This window comes from Pseudomonas sp. ADAK13, assembly GCF_012935715.1.
Lineage (GTDB): Bacteria > Pseudomonadota > Gammaproteobacteria > Pseudomonadales > Pseudomonadaceae > Aquipseudomonas.
In genome coordinates this window covers 6,638,962-6,651,918 of record NZ_CP052860.1, presented here as the reverse complement: position 1 = coordinate 6,651,918, position 12,957 = coordinate 6,638,962, and the positions used below count along the sequence as shown (strand labels likewise).

Annotated in this window: 18 protein-coding genes; 6 read left to right on the top strand and 12 right to left on the bottom strand. The window is 61.6% G+C overall.

Going from position 1 to position 12,957, the window contains the following annotated elements:
* Positions 1-92 precede the first annotated feature (92 nt).
* Positions 93-701, top strand: a complete 609-nt coding sequence (locus tag HKK54_RS30740; protein ID WP_169388922.1) for a LysE family translocator — start codon at positions 93-95, stop codon at positions 699-701.
* A 17-nt stretch (positions 702-718) separates the two neighbouring features.
* On the opposite strand, the gene HKK54_RS30735 is transcribed toward HKK54_RS30740, so the two are convergent.
* Positions 719-1,291 carry a helix-turn-helix domain-containing protein gene (locus tag HKK54_RS30735; protein WP_169388921.1) on the bottom strand — a complete coding sequence of 191 codons (573 nt, stop codon included), beginning with the start codon at positions 1,289-1,291 and terminating at the stop codon, positions 719-721.
* A 93-nt stretch (positions 1,292-1,384) separates the two neighbouring features.
* On the opposite strand from HKK54_RS30735, the gene HKK54_RS30730 reads away from it, so the two are divergent.
* Complete coding sequence (locus tag HKK54_RS30730) at positions 1,385-1,534, top strand: hypothetical protein (protein ID WP_169388920.1); 150 nt, start codon at positions 1,385-1,387, stop codon at positions 1,532-1,534.
* 66 nt (positions 1,535-1,600) lie between these two features.
* Positions 1,601-2,464: a sensor domain-containing diguanylate cyclase gene (locus HKK54_RS30725; RefSeq protein ID WP_029615970.1), complete on the top strand. Its 864-nt coding sequence runs from the start codon at positions 1,601-1,603 to the stop codon at positions 2,462-2,464.
* A 76-nt stretch (positions 2,465-2,540) separates the two neighbouring features.
* On the opposite strand, the gene HKK54_RS30720 is transcribed toward HKK54_RS30725, so the two are convergent.
* The 3 genes from HKK54_RS30720 to HKK54_RS30710 all read right to left on the bottom strand — a co-directional run bounded on the left by HKK54_RS30720 (position 2,541) and on the right by HKK54_RS30710 (position 4,377).
* A complete protein-coding gene (locus tag HKK54_RS30720) occupies positions 2,541-3,167 on the bottom strand; it encodes a LysE family translocator (RefSeq protein WP_169388919.1) in 627 nt (208 codons plus the stop codon).
* 62 nt (positions 3,168-3,229) lie between these two features.
* Positions 3,230-3,745, bottom strand: a complete 516-nt coding sequence (locus tag HKK54_RS30715) for an SUKH-4 family immunity protein (RefSeq protein WP_169388918.1) — start codon at positions 3,743-3,745, stop codon at positions 3,230-3,232.
* A gap of 5 nt (positions 3,746-3,750) precedes the next feature.
* Positions 3,751-4,377 carry a glutathione S-transferase family protein gene (locus HKK54_RS30710; protein ID WP_169388917.1) on the bottom strand — a complete coding sequence of 209 codons (627 nt, stop codon included), beginning with the start codon at positions 4,375-4,377 and terminating at the stop codon, positions 3,751-3,753.
* A gap of 145 nt (positions 4,378-4,522) precedes the next feature.
* Here HKK54_RS30710 and HKK54_RS30705 point away from each other — a divergent pair, with 145 nt between their 5' ends.
* Both HKK54_RS30705 and HKK54_RS30700 read left to right on the top strand, forming a co-directional pair.
* Positions 4,523-4,684 carry a DUF2986 domain-containing protein gene (locus HKK54_RS30705; protein WP_010172128.1) on the top strand — a complete coding sequence of 54 codons (162 nt, stop codon included), beginning with the start codon at positions 4,523-4,525 and terminating at the stop codon, positions 4,682-4,684.
* A 46-nt stretch (positions 4,685-4,730) separates the two neighbouring features.
* On the top strand, positions 4,731-5,264 hold the full coding sequence (locus HKK54_RS30700) for a hypothetical protein (RefSeq protein ID WP_169388916.1): 534 nt from the start codon (positions 4,731-4,733) through the stop codon (positions 5,262-5,264).
* On the opposite strand, the gene HKK54_RS33820 is transcribed toward HKK54_RS30700, so the two are convergent.
* Positions 5,259-5,615, bottom strand: coding sequence for a winged helix-turn-helix transcriptional regulator (locus HKK54_RS33820; RefSeq protein WP_010172124.1), 357 nt, complete (start codon positions 5,613-5,615; stop codon positions 5,259-5,261). The two genes, HKK54_RS30700 and HKK54_RS33820, sit on opposite strands and share 6 nt — an antisense overlap.
* On the opposite strand from HKK54_RS33820, the gene HKK54_RS30690 reads away from it, so the two are divergent.
* Positions 5,596-5,787 (top strand): hypothetical protein, encoded by a 192-nt coding sequence (locus HKK54_RS30690; protein WP_177325002.1) that lies wholly within the window; start codon positions 5,596-5,598, stop codon positions 5,785-5,787. The two genes, HKK54_RS33820 and HKK54_RS30690, sit on opposite strands and share 20 nt — an antisense overlap.
* A gap of 29 nt (positions 5,788-5,816) precedes the next feature.
* Here the strand turns inward: HKK54_RS30690 and HKK54_RS30685 are convergent, their stop codons facing one another.
* The 7 genes from HKK54_RS30685 to HKK54_RS30655 all read right to left on the bottom strand — a co-directional run bounded on the left by HKK54_RS30685 (position 5,817) and on the right by HKK54_RS30655 (position 12,866).
* Entirely contained in the window at positions 5,817-6,233 is a 417-nt protein-coding gene (locus HKK54_RS30685) for an addiction module antidote protein (protein WP_010172120.1), read from the bottom strand.
* Position 6,234: 1 nt separating this feature from the next.
* A complete protein-coding gene (locus HKK54_RS30680) occupies positions 6,235-6,552 on the bottom strand; it encodes a type II toxin-antitoxin system RelE/ParE family toxin (protein ID WP_010172118.1) in 318 nt (105 codons plus the stop codon).
* A gap of 181 nt (positions 6,553-6,733) precedes the next feature.
* The gene (locus HKK54_RS30675) at positions 6,734-8,299 is read right to left on the bottom strand and encodes a DHA2 family efflux MFS transporter permease subunit (protein WP_169388915.1); all 1,566 of its coding nucleotides are present in this window, start codon (positions 8,297-8,299) and stop codon (positions 6,734-6,736) included.
* The gene (locus tag HKK54_RS30670) at positions 8,296-9,405 is read right to left on the bottom strand and encodes an HlyD family secretion protein (protein ID WP_169388914.1); all 1,110 of its coding nucleotides are present in this window, start codon (positions 9,403-9,405) and stop codon (positions 8,296-8,298) included. The genes HKK54_RS30675 and HKK54_RS30670 overlap by 4 nt, the downstream gene beginning before the upstream one ends.
* Positions 9,406-9,427: 22 nt before the next feature.
* Complete coding sequence (locus tag HKK54_RS30665; RefSeq protein WP_169388913.1) at positions 9,428-9,949, bottom strand: winged helix-turn-helix transcriptional regulator; 522 nt, start codon at positions 9,947-9,949, stop codon at positions 9,428-9,430.
* A gap of 151 nt (positions 9,950-10,100) precedes the next feature.
* Positions 10,101-11,531 (bottom strand): MFS transporter, encoded by a 1,431-nt coding sequence (locus HKK54_RS30660; RefSeq protein ID WP_169388912.1) that lies wholly within the window; start codon positions 11,529-11,531, stop codon positions 10,101-10,103.
* 150 nt (positions 11,532-11,681) lie between these two features.
* Positions 11,682-12,866, bottom strand: coding sequence for an MFS transporter (locus HKK54_RS30655; protein ID WP_169388911.1), 1,185 nt, complete (start codon positions 12,864-12,866; stop codon positions 11,682-11,684).
* Positions 12,867-12,957 lie beyond the last annotated feature (91 nt).

Genomic DNA, 12,957 nt, shown 5'->3' with positions numbered 1-12,957 from the left:
ATCGAATGGCTAAGGCCTGAATTATGCGCTTTTCATGAAGGTTTGTTCACCCGCAACATTCTGCCCAGAACCAACACCTACTGGATCGGACCATGCCCTTTGATACCTGGCTGCTTTACGTGGTTACCTGCTTCGGCATCGCGGTGGTGCCAGGCCCCAATGCGTTATTGGCGCTGACCCATGGCGCCCTTCATGGCAGCCGCAAAACGCTGTTCACCATCACCGGCGGCGTGCTCGGTTTTGCGTTGGTGCTGGCGCTGTGTGCGTTGGGGTTGGGGGCGCTGATCCAGGCGTCGGCCAGTTTGTTCACTGCCCTGAAAGTGGCGGGTGGGCTGTATCTGATCTGGCTGGGCTTCGGGCTGTGGCGGGCGGCGCCGGTCAGCCTTGAGGCGACCGGCACTACCAGCTCACGGAGCTGGCCGCTGTTCCGCCAGGGGCTGGTGTCGGCCATTTCGAACCCCAAGGCCTTGCTGCTGTTCACCGCGTTTATTCCACCGTTCCTGGATCCCCACCGGAACATCATCGCGCAGACGCTCACCATCGCGCTGACCTACGCCGTGGTGGAGTTCATCGTTGAGTATCTGGTGGCCAGCGCCGCGCACCGGGTCCGGCCCTGGCTGGCCAGAACCGGGCGCCGGTTCAATAAGGTGTGTGGCGGGTTTTTTGTGCTGTTCGGGTTGGCCCTGCCTATCCATGCCTGAGGGCGCATGCCCACCGCTCAAGGGTGCTCGATCACCATCACCGCGGTGGTGTCCGCCTCAAGTGCCTCAAACACATGGGGCGCGTTCGCCAGGTAGCTGATGTAGTCGCCGGCATGCAGCCTCACGGGCTCATTGGCCGGGCCGATGTTCGCGCTGCCGCTGCACAGCACCACATGTTCTACCGTGCCGGCAGGGTGGGGCTGAGACAGGCGCGCCTCGCCGGGCTGCACCTTGAGCCGGTAGATATCGCGCCGCACGCCCGCCGGGCAATCCGCAAGCAGCGTCGCCGCGTAGTTGCCGGTTTCGGTATAGGTGGTCAGGCCTTCGTGGGCGCGAATCACCCGCAGGTGCTGCCGGGGCTGCTCGAAGAACCGGGTCACCTGCAACCCCATCGCCGTGGCCAGCGACCACAGGGTTTCAATACTCGGGTTGCCGATCCCGGACTCCAGCTGTGACAAGGTCGACTTCGCCACCCCCGCGCGTTTCGCCAGTTCCGTCAACGAAAGCCCGGCGGCCTGGCGTTCGCGCTTGATCGACAGGGCCAGCAGGTCGATTCGACTCGGGTTGAGGTTGTTCGTTATGTCAGTCATTTGTTCTTCAAATCATCCTTAAAGGGGCTGACGCTGTGTTGTCTGTTGTTCAGCATACCAATCATTCGTTCATTATAAAATCCGGTCCATCGAATGATCTGGTACGTGTTCCACCTCTACACCTATTGGCCGTGGCTGCTCTGGCGCGCGCTGTCCTGCGACCTCGAAGGGTGGCGCAGCCTGCTGGTGGCAACCCAGTTGGCCCAACAACATTGCCTGCGGCTATTCTGCGGGCCGCTATGATTCCTTTTTGCCATCCGGCATGATCGGGCTATGATCGGCCCATATGAACCGGACGCCCGATGCCCCATGCCCGTTGACCTGCAAGCCCTCTATCCCAAACTGATCCACCTGATGCTGGATACGGTGTTCGTGGTCGACAGTGAAAACCAGATTGTCTTTGTCAGTGATGCCTGCGAAGCGTTGCTCGGTTACCGCGCTGATGAGCTGACCGGCACCCCGATCACGAACTACATGCACCCTGAAGACCTGGCGCGCACCCGGGCCTCGATCGTGCGGGTCATGAATGGCAAACCCCACGTCGACTTCCGCAACCGCTATATCCGCAAGGATGGCAGCGTCGTGCACATCCTGTGGGCGGCCTTCTGGTCCGAGGAAGTGGGGGCGCGGATCGGTGTTGCGCGGGACGTAACGGCCCTGACGCAGGCGGAGGAAGAGCTGCGTTTCCTCGCCCATCACGACCCGCTGACGGCCCTCACCAATCGCTCGCTGTTCAATGACCGGCTGGACGAGGCCCTGCAAGCCGCCCACCACCACAAAAGTCCTCTGGCTTTGCTGTTTCTGGACGTCAATGACTTCAAGGGCATCAATGATGTGCACGGGCATGCCGTGGGCGACCGCGTGCTCTGCGTGATTGCACGACGGCTGGAAGGGTGTGTGCGTGAGAGCGACCTGGTGGCCCGGATGGGCGGGGATGAATTCACCGTGCTGCTGACGGATATCCAGTCACCGGAAGCCGTGTCGGCGAAAGTGCAGCAGATACTTACGGTGATGGCCCAGCCCCTGAGCGCTGAGTTTGGCGCGGTTAAGATGCCGTCCTGCAGTATCGGCGTAGCGTTTTACCCGGCGGATGGGGCAGATGCCGACAGCCTGCTCAGCCACGCGGACGGCGAGATGTACCGGGTTAAGCGGCAGCGGTTTGCAGTGGAGTGACTCCAGGGCTCCCGAATCGTGTTCACTCAAGCTGCGAGGGTCTAACCGGCAAAGCTCGACAGCTCCCAGCTACGAATTAACGCTGCTGAAACGCTATTTTCAGCCCCAACCCCATGAACAACGTGCCGATGATTTTCCCCTCCCAACGGCGCAGCCTTGAAAGCCCCACCATCCATTGGCTCAACGGACGGATCGCCACTGAAATCAGGGTGGTGTACACCGCACTGAGCCCTGAGAAGATCAACCCCAGCACCGCGAATTGAGCCAGGGAAGAACCCGATTCCGGGTGAATGAATTGCGGCAGGAAGGCCAGGAAGAAGATTGCGGTTTTCGGGTTCAGCACTTCCGCGCCCACCGCCTGGAAATACGCCTGGGTCGATGTCACCGTGGGCAGGTCTTTGCGCGTGGTGGCGCCAGGCTTGGCCATGAAGGCGCGTACGCCCAGGTAGATCAGGTAACAGGCGCCGACGACTTTCACCACGTTAAACGCCACGGCCGAGGTCATCAGGATCGCGGACAGGCCCAGTGCTGCGCACAGCGTGTGGATCAGGTCGCCCGAGGCAACGCCGAGTCCGGTGGCGATCCCGACCTTGCGCCCGCCCTGGAGGGTGCGGGTGATCACCAGCAATACGGCGGGGCCGGGGATCAGGAACAGACCGATGACCACCGCGATATACGTCAGGATGGGGGCGAGTTCGAACATGCTGTGTTATCTCAAAGTTGTATGCGCCCTACAGTTATCCCTATGCAGGGCGTTAAAGCAATTCAACAAAGCTCTTCGCTGACCGCGTCGGTCCACATCGCACCCGGCACTGCCGCTGCGGGGTCAACCCGCTCGATCTCAGCCAGGCATCGATCAATCCTGCCGTCACGCAGATGCTCCTGGAAGAGGCACAGGCACTGCGCAAATTGCATCAAGGTAGCATTGATGAAAACACGCTCGTTATCGAAGTCATGGTTGAAGCAAACGACCTCGCGGCTTCGACGATCGATTGCCAAAACGTCCCCCGATCCGTTGTGCCCAAGTGGGAAATAGTCATTGCTAAGCCCGTACACCGTCAGCCGGTGGGCGATTTGCGATGCGCTGTAGGCTTCAAAACTCAGGAAGGGGGCGGCGTCGCGCGGAAGTCCCTGTTTGAGCAGGAACTGCGAGTCTTGTGGCGCCAGGGCACTCACCTGGCCTGCCTCGTAGACGACAAATTCGCCAAGGCACAGGTCCAGTTCCGGCGGCACGAACGGCAGCGCCGCTATAAATCGTGCCTTGAAGTCAAACCCGGTCATGTTCTTTATTTCGCAAACGCATATTCCCCACCCTGTTCCAGCGCCTTGCGATACGCAGGCCGTTCCTGGAACCGTTGCACCCACGCCGCCACATTCGGGTACGCCTGCAACTTGCCCTGGGCCCGGGCGATTTCGCCGATGAAGCTCATCTGGATATCCGCGCCGGTCAATTCCTCACCCACCAGGTACGGCGATCGCCCCAACGCGTTGTCCAGGTAACCCAGGTGATTGGCCACCTCTGATTCGATACGCGGATGCAGCGGCGCGCCGGCATCACCCAGGCGTCCGACATACAGGTTGAGCATCAGCGGCAGCATGGCCGAGCCTTCGGCGAAGTGCAGCCATTGCACGTATTTGTCGTACGTGGCAGTGGCAGGGTCGGGTTGCAGGCGACCGTGGCCGTGGCGGCGAATCAGGTAGTCGATGATGGCGCCGGACTCGATGACCACCTGGGCTCCGTCTTCAATCACCGGTGATTTGCCCAGGGCATTGATGGCCTTGAGTTCAGGTGGCGCGAGGTTGGTTTTCGGGTCGCGCTGGTAGCGCTTGATTTCGTAAGGCAGGCCGAGTTCTTCGAGCAGCCACAGGATGCGTTGCGAACGGGAGTTGTTGAGGTGGTGGACGATGATCATGGTGGCTCCGCTGGGCGAGAATAGGGGCGTATAGGCACAGACCGCTGTGGCGCTGTGGAGTGCCGTGAATTAAATGTGCTTCGATGACGGCATGAAAGATGGATAATCACCACGGCAAGCACTGATTACACACCGGATAGAAACCATGAATCGTCAAAAAAAACTACAGCAGCTGTTCAAGGCCAAGGCGAAAAAGGCCAGTGCCAAACTGGCACCGGCCCGCAAGGACAAGTACATCAGTAAAGCAGACCGCCTGAAACTGGCGGCTGAATCTGCTGATGAGACGGTTGTTTCTTCTGAGAGCTGATCCAGAAGGCCTAAGCAGCATCCGATAGGGAATCGACGGAAAAACCATGAACACTGCTCAACTCGCGATTCAGCACTACATACTCGCCAAGGACGGCAACCGCCCGCATTTGCTCAGCCGGGCGTTCGTTCCGGACGCGATCCTGGACATGGTGGTGCGCACCGGGTCCATCTCGTTTCCGCCCCACGTCGAAGGGGTGGGCAGCATCGGCGATGTGCTGGTGAGGCGGTTCGGGCAGACCTTTGAAAACGTCTATACGTTTTGCCTGGGGCCGCCACCGGAGGCGGGGGCCAAAACCTATCAGTGCCAATGGCTGGTGGGCATGTCCGACAAGAGCTCCGGCGAAGCCCGGGTAGGGTGTGGTGTGTATGAATGGCAGTTCAATGCCGAAGCGGGGCTGGTCGAAAGGCTGACGATCACCATCGAGCATATGAAGACACTGCCGGCGTCAGACCTGGGGAGCGTGATGAGCTGGGTGTCCGGCCTGAGTTACCCATGGTGCAGCCCGCAAGCCGCCGTGAGCGAGGCCCCCGATATTGACGGGATTGGAGAGGTGCTCCAGTACGTTGCGGCCTTATGACTCGGTGTTGCACCGTAGATCGAAATCCGCCCGTGCCTGTTCAATCTCCTCCAGGTTGTCAGCCGCCCAGACCCACACGCCACAAAAGGCGGCACCCAGCGTAAAGCCGAGGGTTGTCAGGCTGTATTCAACCTTCGGCGGCACGACCGGGTAGACCTTGCGCACCACCAGGCCGTCCCTCTCCATTCCTCGCAAGGTCTGCGTCAGCATCTTCTGGCTGATGCCGCCGACTCGCTCACTCAGGCGCGTGAAGCGCAGCGCGGTCACCGTGGTGGAGCTTGCCCCGCCCGGCACCGAAACACCGCTGCTCAGGGCCGAGTTCGCGGAAGAAATGAAGAACGAAAAAGGCATGGACCCGGTGCTGATGGTGCAGCAATGCATTCGGCAAATCGAAGCCGGCCAACTGGAAATAAGCCCGGGCCTGAGCAAGGTGCTGAAGGTGGCCAGCCGGGTTGCGCCTGGCCTGATATTCAAACAGATGACCAAGCTCAGCCGGCTGGCGCCGTTGCGGCCTTCAACATGATCGGACGATGAAAGGGCACATCATGATCATCAGGATCGCATTTTCGCGGCAGGCTTGGTTGCTACAACAGGTTTGCCGGCTCTTGGAGCAGCCGCTTTTGAAGTGACAGCCAGTGCCGTAATCGGTTGTACAGTGAGCTCCAAACCGATCGCGGTCATTAGCTTTCTGATGGTTTCAAACCGCGTTTTCGAGCCGGCTTTCAACACTTTATAAAGGCTTTCACGATTGACCCCGGCATCCTTGGCGACCTTATTGACGCCTTTGGCTTTTGCGACTTCAGCCAAAGCGTGAATAAGACCTTCCGTCTCTCCGGTTTTCAGGCTTTCAGCCAAGTAAGCCGCGATAGCTTCCGGGCTATCGAGAAAGCGCGAGGCTTCGTAACGAGTCGTGCCTGTCGTGGTGAGGCTGAGGATTGGCATATCCTCAGGATTGAATTTATCGCTCATATCATTTACCTCTCAGGGTATCGAGGATCGCTTTAGCTTTCTTGATGCCCCGCTTTTGATCTGTTTTATCGCTTCCGCTGAGCATCAAGTACTCTGCGATCCCTGACCGCACAAAGTAAATTCTGTACCCCGGCCCAACAAAAACGCGCATTTCGCTCATCCCTTCGCCAACCGATTCGCAATCACCAAAATTGCCGGCTCCGGCACGATCCAGGCGGGTCAGGATGGCCGTTTTTCCCAGAGCATCATTCACACGGTCAAGCCAATTCCCAAACTCGGGTGTTTGGTGGATTTCGTATATTTTTTTCTTGTTGATCATAGTTCCATTTGTAGCTATATGGCTACATCTTAACGACGCGAGGTTGTGCGCAAATGAAGGAGGTTTCAGCGCCCGAGCGACCTTATATAGGCCCCTCCAGGCGCACAAGCCGGCGGATTCCGACACAACTGTAGGCATTGGAACCAAGTGCTGTGCTCACAGCCCAAGGGCTATGATTGCTTCAATGCGCATCCGCAGACGGCTGCTTCGGCGGCTGCACCTTGCGCATCAACGGCACCAGCAACACGGCGACGATGAAGCACACCATGATCATCAGGAACGCGTCCGCATAGGTCAGCGTTTGCGCCTCGCGCCAGGTCAGCGCCCACAGCTGACTCAGCGCGAACTGGCTGGCGTCCAGGCTGTTTTGCCCAAGCAACTGGGCGTTACCTGAAAGCTGCTCAAGCCAGACATTCATCGATTCGTTCCGGATGTTCAGGTGCTCAGCCAGGCGCAAGAAGTGCAGGTTGGTGCGGTCGTTGAGCACCGTGGCGCAGGCGGCGATGCCGATGGCGCCGCCGAGGTTGCGCATCAGGTTGAACAGGCCCGAGGCGAGTTTCAGCCGATCGGGGGCCAGTGCGCCGAGGGTCAGGGTGACCACGGGCGGCACTGCCATTTGTTGGGCAAAACCGCGTATGGCCTGGGGCAGCAGCAGCTCCTTGGCACCCCAGTCGTGGGTGATGGGGGAGAAGTCCCACATCGACAGGGCGAACAGCGATAACCCAAACATCAGGATCCAGCGCAGGTCGAAGCGATTGGCCAGTAGCGCGTACACCGGGATCGCCAGCAACTGGAACACCCCCGTGGAAAAAACCGCCAGGCCGATATCCAGCGAGCCGTACCCGCGCACCCGGCCGAGAAACAGCGGCGTGAGGTAGATGGTGGCGAAAATGCCGATGCCGGTGATGAATGAAAACAGGCAGCCCAGGGCGAAGTTTCTGTCCCGCAAGGCGCGTAAATCGACAATCGGCTCCTTGATTTCCAGGCAGCGCCAGATAAACAGCCCGCCGCTGACGGCGGCGATCCAGGCGGTGGTGGAGATGGTGCTGTCACTGAACCAGTTCCAGCGCGGGCCTTCTTCGAGGGTGTACTCCAGGCAGCCGAGAAACACCGCCATCAACGCCATGCCGATATAGTCGGCGCCCTTGAGCAATGACGGGTTGGGGCGGTCGACCTTGACCAGCATCGGCACTGCAAAGGTCACAAACAGGCCGGGCACCAGGTTGATGTAGAACAGCCAGTGCCAGGAGGAAATATCGGTGATCCAGCCGCCCACGGCGGGGCCCAGCGTGGGGGCCAGGGACGCGATGGCGCCGATGGTGGACGCGGCGATCACCCGCTGCTTGCCGTTGAAATACATGAACGCGGTGGTGAACACCAGCGGGATCATTGAGCCCCCCAGAAACCCCTGCAAGGCGCGAAACGCGATCATGCTCTGGATGTTCCAGGCCATCGCGCACAGCAGGCTGGTCAAGGTAAACCCGGCCGCCGAGGCGGCGAACAGCCAGCGCGTGCTCATCACCCGCGAGAGCCAGCCCGACATGGGGATCACGATGATTTCCGCGATCAGGTAGGCGGTCTGTACCCACGCCGTGTCGTCCGCGCCGGCAGACAGCCCGCCGCCGATGTCCTTGAGCGAGGCGGACACGATCTGGATATCGATCAACGCGATGAACATGCCCACGCACATGGTGGCGAAGGCTGCGACCTTTTGCGCCGTGCTGAGGGCGGGCAACGGGCTGTTCATAGCTGGGCCTTGAGTGCGCCGGCCTGGTCGTCGAACGCTTCCTGGGTGTTGACCTTGGCCATGACCGACAAGCCCGGGCGCAGGGCGCCAAAGTCGGCGTCGCGGCTATCCAGGCGCACGCGTACCGGCACGCGCTGCACGATCTTGGTGAAGTTGCCGGTGGCGTTTTCCGGTGGCAACACACTGAACTGCGCGCCGGTGGCAGGGGCCAGGCTCTCGATGTGCCCGTGGAATTCACGGCCGGGGAGGATATCGGCGCGGATGCTTACGCTTTGCCCAACCTGCAGGCGACCCAATTGGTCTTCCTTGAAGTTGGCGTCCACCCACAGCCCCTTCGCCGGCACCACCGAGATCAGTTGGCTGCCGGCCGCTGCGTAGGCACCGACCCTGGCGCGGCGGTTGCCCACATAGCCGTCCACCGGGGCCCGCAGGTCGGTGTAGCTGAGGTTCAACTGCGCCTGGTCGCGTTCGGCCTGCGCCTGTTGCAGTGCGGCGCGTGCCTGGCCGCGCTGGGTTTCAATCACGTCGATTTGCCGGCGTGCCGCCATCAGCCCGGCTTGCGCCCGGGAGTGATCGGCGCGGGCGGTCTTCCACACGGCGTTGACCCGTTGCGCGCTTTCGACCGACACGGCCTGGCTGCGCACCAGGTTCTGGTAACGCGCCTGATCGTCGCCGGCCCGTTGCGCCTCGGCGTCGGTGGCGTCGATCTGCGCCCTGGCCTGGTTGATCACCGCCAGTTGCAGCTGTTCGGTGGCGTCCAGGTTGGCGAGCGCGGCCTGTTGCGCGGCCACGGCGCCGTCGGCTTTGGCCAGGGCGGTGCGGTAGTCGCGCACATCGATGCGCGCCAGCACGTCGCCGGCGTGCACGAACTGGTTGTCCTGCACGGCCACTTCGCTGATATAGCCGGGCACTTTGGCGCTGATGACGGTCACATCGGCCCCCACGTAGGCGTCGTCGGTGTCTTCAACAAACCGGCTGACCAGCCACCAGTGGCTGGCGTACCAGACGCCGCCCGCCACGGCCAGGGTCAGCAGCCCCAGGCGCAGCACCTGTTTGCGCCGGGATGTTTTGGTGGGTTCGGGCACAGCGCTGACTTGAGCGTCCATGGCGAAATGACCTCATTGAGTATTAGTGGGGGAAGGGGCTGACCAGTTGGTCTTTTTCGGCGTAGGCCCGGCCGGTTCGCGCGCGCCACAGGGTCAGGGGTTCGGCGTCGGCGGCAACATGCACCCGGTGGCCCTCGCGGGTGATGGGCTTGCCGGTGTTGGCGTCCATCAACGCGAGTTTCACGGGGCGCCCGGTGGCTTCATCGGCGAGAAACACCTTGGGCGAGCCCTCGGCATGCCGCGCGCCCCAGGCCATCAGCGTGAGAATGACCTGGCGCAGCTCCCGACCGGCTTCGGTGAGGTGGTACTCGTGGCGCGGCGGGTTGTCCTGGTACGGGCGCCGCTCCAGCAAACCGTGGGTCACCAGGGCGTTCAGGCGGCGGGTCAGGGTGTTCGAGGCGATCCCGAGGCTCTGGAGGAACTCATCGAAACGGCGCAGCCCGTAGAACGCATCCCGCAGGATCAACAGGCTCCAGCCATCACCAATGTGCTCCAGGGCACGTGCGACCGGGCAGGGCATGGGTTGGAAACTGGCTTTTTTCACGATGATCTCCGGGATCTGTTGCTAAATATTACGAGAGTAATATTGCACAGTGGATTTCATAATGAAAGTCACTAGGAGAAAAATTATTGCACGCACAAAAAAGCCCTGACGGGCAGGGCTTTTCAAAGAAGATGCCAGCGGATTTTCAGGTTCAAGACACCGTTAATGCTTCCCCGGCGCTGGCCTTGGTCCGCGTTGCGCGCAGCGCCATCACCAGGGCCAACACCGGTGCCAGGGTAAACAGGGCGAACAGCCAACGCGCCGCATTGGCGACGCCGGCAGTGCTTGCCACGTCATTGATGCCCGCCATGTTCGAGATCACTCCCGCCAAGGCCGCGCCCATGGCCATGGCGAACAGTTGCAGGGTGGTGATCGACGACGCCGCCGTGTCCTTATCCTGCTCCGACGCCACTTGCAGAATGCGCGTCAGCAGGTGCGGCCAGCCCAGGCCGATGCCGAAACCCACCAGGAACAGCCCCAGGCAAATAGGTGCCAGCAGCATCCAGTCCCCGTGACCGGCGATGGGTGTGGTGATCGCCAGAATCACCAGGCCCGCCACGATAAACAGCGGCCCGGCGAGGATGGCGCGGTGTGGACCACGGCCGGTCCAGCCGGAGCTGAGGATTTCCGCGACAGTCCAGCCGGCCGCCATCAGCGCCGCCATGTAGCCGGCAATCAACGGTGACTGGCCATGCAGGTGCTGCAGAAAGTACGGCATGAAAATCTCGCTGCTCATGCCGATCACCAGCAAGCAGGTGGTCGCATACAGCGCGCAGAGCGGGGTGCTGAACTTCAATGCATCCCTGGGCAACAGGCGGACCGTGGCGTTGGACTCCTTGCGGATCAGCAGCCACACCAGCACGGCACAGATCGCGATGCCCAGCAGGTTCCAGCTCGGCAGCGACGAGACGCTGCCCGCACACACCGCCAACACCGCGCCGGCCAACAGCACCAGTTGCGGTACCGGCAAACGGGCGGTAGCCGTCGCTGCAGTATCGCGTGGGGGCAGGGCGCGACTGGTGAGCACCATGTACGCCAGGCTCACCGGCACCATCGCGCCGAAGGCCAGGCGCCAGGCGTCCATCTCGGCAAACACGCCACCCACCGCCGGCCCGACCAGCGTCGCCACGCCCCACATGCCCGACACTAGCGCCATTGCCCGCGGCCACAAACGCTCTTCGAATACCAACTGGATCATCGAATAACACAAGGCCAACAAGACCCCGCCGCCCAAGCCCTGGATGAAACGCCCCGCGAGCATCACCGGCATGCTCGGCGCCAGCGCGCAGATCAACACGCCCACCATGAACACCAGCGTCGCCACGGCATACGCCAGCCTTGGGCCGGTGCGTTGCAGCAATTTGGAGGTGAGTGCGGAACCGAGGATCGAGGCCACCACGTACAGCGTGGTACTCCAGGCGTACAGCTCCAGGCCGCCGATTTCGGCGACCACTGACGGCAGGATGGTGGTGGCGATGTAGGTGTTGGTGGCATAGAGCGCTATGCCACCTGAGAGGGCGATGGAACGGGTGGCGTTCTTGCCGCGGAGCAACTCGCCCCAACTGCTGTCTTGGGTGTGCATCAACGATTCCTTGTAATGCATTCGCGGCGCAAGCCGGCGAAGGGCATAAGCATCGGGCTTGGTTTAATTAACCAAGTTTGTGCTTGGAATATTGAAGCGAGGCTGATTATTTTGCAAGCGATGACTTGGCGTTTCGTGGAACCCCATCCTTCATGCCTGCGCCACCTCACGACCCGTACGTGAACCCGCACGCCGCGAGCGCCAGCCGAGAACCAGCACCATCAGCAAACCCAGGCCCGCCATGATTGCGCCAGCCAGGGAAATCGCCGGGTAGCCCAATCCCGCGTTGAGCACCGCCCCACCCAGCGCCGCGCCGATGGCATTGCCGAAGTTGAACGCGCCGATGTTCATCGCGGATGCCAGGTTCGGTGCATCCTTGGCCGCTTCCATCACGCGCATCTGCAACGGTGGCACCAGCGCAAAGCTGGCTGCGCCCCACAACAGGATCGACAAGGCGGCAGGCAGCGGCCATTGCATGAGTACCGAGAACGCCAGCAGCACGGCAATCAGCACCACGAGGGATGTGATCAAGGTGCGGTCCACCGAACGGTCCGCCGATTTGCCGCCCCAGACGTTGCCAAGGGTCAGGCCGATGCCGAACAGCACGAGCATCCCGGTGACGAAGTTGGTCGAGGCATGGGTGACATCCCGCAGAATCGGCGCGATGTAGGTGAACACCGTGAACATCGCACTGGAGCCCACAACGGTCAGTGCCAGCGCGGCAAGCACCGGCCCACGGCCCAGCACGCGGATCTCGGCCATCAGGCTGCCGCCTTTGGGAGCCGGCGCATTCGGCAGCGCCCACCACAGGGCGGCCATGACCATCGCGCCGAGCCCGCTGATGCCCCAGAACGCGGTACGCCAGCCGAAGTTCTCACCGAACCAGGTGGCCAGGGGCACGCCGCCAATGGTTGCCAGGGTCAGCCCCAGGAACATCGCCGCGACGGCCCCCGCGCGTTTGTCTGGCGCCACCACGCTCGCGGCCACGATGGAACCGATGCCGAAGAATGCACCGTGGTTCAACGAGGTCACCAGCCGCGCCATCATCAGGGTCTGATAGTCGGGCGCCAACGCCGACAGCAGGTTACCCAGGGTGAAGATCGCCATCAGGCCGATCAACAGATAACGGCGTGGAACCCTGGCGGTCGCGAGGGTCATGATCGGCGCGCCGATCAGCACGCCCATGGCGTAGGCGCTCACCAGCAACCCGGCGGCGGGAATGGACACATCAAGATCGCTGGCGATCCCGGGCAACATGCCCATGGGGGCAAACTCCGTGACACCGATGCCGAAGGCGCCGATGGACAGTGCTAAAAGCGGTGGGTTGATACGCATGGGTGACTCCTCATCTGTGTGCCAAATGCTACAATCCTGCCTTTTCCAGCAGTAGCCCCAGGTGGGCCACGACAGCTTTGCGTGGAGCGCA

Bases quoted from the DNA above. Each gene is read 5' to 3' on its own strand.
- HKK54_RS30710 (WP_169388917.1), bottom strand. From the start codon at position 4,377: ATGATCATCGTCCACCACCTCAACAACTCCCGTTCGCAACGCATCCTG.
- HKK54_RS30725 (WP_029615970.1), top strand. From the start codon at position 1,601: ATGCCCGTTGACCTGCAAGCCCTCTATCCCAAACTGATCCACCTGATG.
- HKK54_RS30675 (WP_169388915.1), bottom strand. From the start codon at position 8,299: ATGAACAGCCCGTTGCCCGCCCTCAGCACGGCGCAAAAGGTCGCAGCC.
- HKK54_RS30730 (WP_169388920.1), top strand. From the start codon at position 1,385: ATGATCTGGTACGTGTTCCACCTCTACACCTATTGGCCGTGGCTGCTC.
- HKK54_RS30705 (WP_010172128.1), top strand. From the start codon at position 4,523: ATGAATCGTCAAAAAAAACTACAGCAGCTGTTCAAGGCCAAGGCGAAA.
- HKK54_RS30700 (WP_169388916.1), top strand. From the start codon at position 4,731: ATGAACACTGCTCAACTCGCGATTCAGCACTACATACTCGCCAAGGAC.
- HKK54_RS30715 (WP_169388918.1), bottom strand. From the start codon at position 3,745: ATGACCGGGTTTGACTTCAAGGCACGATTTATAGCGGCGCTGCCGTTC.
- HKK54_RS33820 (WP_010172124.1), bottom strand. From the start codon at position 5,615: ATGCCTTTTTCGTTCTTCATTTCTTCCGCGAACTCGGCCCTGAGCAGC.
- HKK54_RS30680 (WP_010172118.1), bottom strand. From the start codon at position 6,552: ATGATCAACAAGAAAAAAATATACGAAATCCACCAAACACCCGAGTTT.
- HKK54_RS30720 (WP_169388919.1), bottom strand. From the start codon at position 3,167: ATGTTCGAACTCGCCCCCATCCTGACGTATATCGCGGTGGTCATCGGT.
- HKK54_RS30655 (WP_169388911.1), bottom strand. From the start codon at position 12,866: ATGCGTATCAACCCACCGCTTTTAGCACTGTCCATCGGCGCCTTCGGC.
- HKK54_RS30740 (WP_169388922.1), top strand. From the start codon at position 93: ATGCCCTTTGATACCTGGCTGCTTTACGTGGTTACCTGCTTCGGCATC.
- HKK54_RS30660 (WP_169388912.1), bottom strand. From the start codon at position 11,531: ATGCACACCCAAGACAGCAGTTGGGGCGAGTTGCTCCGCGGCAAGAAC.
- HKK54_RS30685 (WP_010172120.1), bottom strand. From the start codon at position 6,233: ATGAGCGATAAATTCAATCCTGAGGATATGCCAATCCTCAGCCTCACC.
- HKK54_RS30670 (WP_169388914.1), bottom strand. From the start codon at position 9,405: ATGGACGCTCAAGTCAGCGCTGTGCCCGAACCCACCAAAACATCCCGG.
- HKK54_RS30735 (WP_169388921.1), bottom strand. From the start codon at position 1,291: ATGACTGACATAACGAACAACCTCAACCCGAGTCGAATCGACCTGCTG.
- HKK54_RS30690 (WP_177325002.1), top strand. From the start codon at position 5,596: ATGAAGAACGAAAAAGGCATGGACCCGGTGCTGATGGTGCAGCAATGC.